The sequence below is a fragment of the Paramuribaculum intestinale genome (assembly GCF_003024925.1).
In the GTDB taxonomy this organism is placed as follows: domain Bacteria; phylum Bacteroidota; class Bacteroidia; order Bacteroidales; family Muribaculaceae; genus Paramuribaculum; species Paramuribaculum intestinale.
Window position 1 is genome coordinate 1 of the sequence record NZ_PUED01000233.1, and the last position, 3,203, is coordinate 3,203.

General features: G+C 48.7%; 2 protein-coding genes and 1 pseudogene. 1 reads left to right on the top strand and 2 read right to left on the bottom strand.

Features of this window, described 5'->3' with window-relative positions:
• Positions 1-34: 34 nt before the first annotated feature.
• Positions 35-952: pseudogene (locus C5O24_RS12040) on the top strand (DNA methylase); the annotation flags it as partial.
• 248 nt (positions 953-1,200) lie between these two features.
• Here the strand turns inward: C5O24_RS12040 and istB are convergent.
• Together istB and istA are read right to left on the bottom strand one after the other, a co-directional pair.
• Entirely contained in the window at positions 1,201-1,953 is a 753-nt protein-coding gene (istB, locus tag C5O24_RS12045; RefSeq protein ID WP_009038478.1) for an IS21-like element helper ATPase IstB, read from the bottom strand.
• 16 nt (positions 1,954-1,969) lie between these two features.
• Positions 1,970-3,203, bottom strand: a 1,234-nt coding sequence (istA, locus tag C5O24_RS12050; RefSeq protein ID WP_107681893.1) for an IS21 family transposase, incomplete at its 5' end; no start/stop codon positions are given.

The window sequence follows — 3,203 nt, forward strand, 5'->3', positions numbered from 1 at the left end:
AATCCATAGGGGGTCAATTTGTTGAGAATATCCATATATGGCATTGCTCTCCGGCAACACCGACCTGTTGGACAAGGCTAAACTTGAAAAGCGCATCGCCTCGCTCGAAGGGGAACGCAAGTCGTTCAACAAAGGCAGGCGTGATTCGGAGTTCAAGCTGGAGTCGAAGACGGGTGAGCTGCGCAACAACACGGCTTTCATTGATGCCATGACGGAGGACTGGAACCGCTTCCTATCAGTGGTGCAGACCGACAAGGAGGGCAACCGCCTTAATATGATAAAGGTGGACGGAGTGGACTCCACAGACGAGAAGGTCATCGGAAAGCGTTTGCAGGAGATAGCCAAGAACACCACGACGGGCGGGCTTTACACACAGGTCGGAGAGCTTTACGGTTTCCCGATAAAGGTAGTGAGTGAGAGGATACTCAAAGAGGGCTTGGAGTTCACCGACAACCGTTTTGTAGTTGAAGGAAACTACAAGTACACCTACAACAACGGGCATCTGGCGATGGCTGACCCGTTGGCCGCCGCCCGCAACTTCCTGAACGCAATTGAGAGGATACCCCCCATCATCGACCAGTACAAGGCGAAGAATGAGGTGCTGGAACGTGAGATACCGCAGTTACAGGAGATAACGGGCAAGGTGTGGAAGAAGGAGGTCGAGCTGAAACAGTTGAAGTCCGAACTTGCCGCCCTCGACCGCAAGATACAACTGGAACTTGCGCCCACGCCCGAAATCGCCGACAAGGAGAACGAAGGGCAGCAGGTCAAGCCGGAAACGGAAGTCGTGCGGAACAGGCCGACGCAATATCACGGAGATACACCGCCACAGATACGCAGTCCGGCAAATGAACAAAGTTCCACGGGCAATTTCATTGACAACCATATCGTAATCGGTCGTCCGGGGCTGTATGTCAAGGATGAAAACCGTCCGAAAGGATTGAAAATATGACAATGACAGCAAGAGGAAGAATCATTTGAATTGTATCCTCTTGCTTTTTATACAATAATCCATAAACGTCCGTATTATAATGGACACAGATAACCCTTTTGTTTATAAATGGAAAATCCACTCAAAGTAGCCCCCTTAATTCAGAGCAATTTGACCCCTGTTAAATTTTTCCATTCTTCCATCCTGTTCATTCTTGTTTTCTTCGTATTCTTCCTGTCAGTTATGCCGGGTTCTACATTAAATTTCGTTTATAAATATAACGATTCTTTTTTACTTTTACATTTGCGTAGCGACTCTCCGAAGAGCTCTATACGTATAGCCTGATGTACAATTCTGTCCAGAACGGCATCGGCAATCGTCTTTTCTCCAATAACGTCATACCAATCCCTTACCGGGACCTGTGATGTTATGACGGTGGATTTTTTACCATGCCTGTCCTCTATGATATCCATCAGGTTCATCCGCCCTTGGGAATCGAAGGGTTGTATGCCAAAATCATCCAGTATAAGCATATCCAACCTCTCGATTTTCTTGAGTTCTTGCAGGATTGTACCTTTTGCCTTGGCAACCTTAAGCATCCCCATAAGTCTGGATGTGTTGGCGTATAGTACTTTATATCCTTTCTGGCAAGCCTGGAAGCCAAAAGCGGTTGCCAGATAACTTTTTCCTGTTCCGGCACTTCCGGTAATAAACATGTCTTTGCGTTCCCTGACAAACGTAAGGTCAGCCAAACGCTGGGTAAGATTCTTGTCCAGCCCCCTTTCCACTGAGAAGTCTATTTCTTCAATGGTGGCCTTGTATCTGAAGGAGGCCTGACGGATAGCTCTCTCTACCGCGCGGTTTCTGCGGTCATCCCATTCACTTGAGACCAGCCATGAGACGAACTGGTCGGTAGTCATGCTCTCTGTCCGATGTGTTTCCAAACTTGTTTTAAAGGCATAATACATACCTTTAAGATTCATTCCTAACATCTTTTCCAATGTGTCCTGATTCATTTCCATATTGTATCTGGTTGGTTTATTGATAATATTCTTTTCCTCTGATATTCTCATGGGAAGGCATCTCCGTTTCTTGCCCGGCACTGTCTTCCAACGGGAACTCATCCTGCCGGTTGTTAAGGATGCGCTCGATGATGGGATAATTGTACAGACCGTAACTTGTAGCCCAACGGCAGGCATTGGTCAATCGGGTGTTGCCGACCCTGCGTGCGAAGCTAAGAATGCCCTGACACGATTTATAGGCTTGCTCCGGATGCTTTTTCTCTTCCATAACCTGACGGATATATGCCTCCACATCCGGATGAATAGCCGCCGCTTCACGTATAAATTTATCCGGGTTCCATTCCGTGATATAGCGATGGTGTGAAGCCAGGTGCTCTTCCAGGGTCGTGTACCGGCAACGGGCCCTGTTGCGGGTATGGGAAGCAATCAGCTCGTAGCCGTAATAGATGCATACCTCGCGTGAGGTATATAACAAGATGACCTTCTTGCCTATATAGCCGCAAGGCACACTGTAGTAATGGGCGTCTTCCCCCAGGCGGACATGACCGTTTTTCATCACGGTAGCCCTGTAACGCTGTTTGAGTTCAAAACGGATGGGATTGAGCTTGCGTAAAGAATCACGTTCTATCTCCTCGAACTGTTCCCGTCGACTGTATTTACGGTCTGTCAGCGGAGTGTTGTTGTGGAGTTCCAAGGCGACACGGATAGCCGCGTTCAGTGAATCAAGGTCATAAAACTCGCGTTCCTGTATCTTTGGATAGATACTGCGATAGATCAGTTTAACGGCACCCTCGACCAGTGCCTTGTCACGTGGCTTGTAAGCCCTGGCGGGAATTACGGTACAGCCGTAATGTTCGGCAAAGGCTGCAAAGTCCTCATTCAGGATGGCCTCGTATTTACTGCTCTTAGTAACGGCGGACTTGAGATTGTCCGGGATGATGGCGGAGGGAGCCCCCTGGTAGTATAACAAGGCGTTTTCCGAAGCACGGATCAAGTCCTCCTTTTTCTGGCTCATGACCGCTTCCACATAGGTTAACTGGCTGCAGGGAAGGATCGCGACAAAAACCTCCACCGGGATGATTTCGCCCGTCTCAAGGTCGATGATGGAGAGTTTGTCACCGGCGAAGTCTATGAACACTTTATCACCGGCCTTGTGTTCAAGATGCATGATGGGACGGCTGCAGGCTATATGCTGCTGAATCAGAATATAGAAGCGGGTGCGTCCGTAACCATCCGGATGGGAAGAGAGG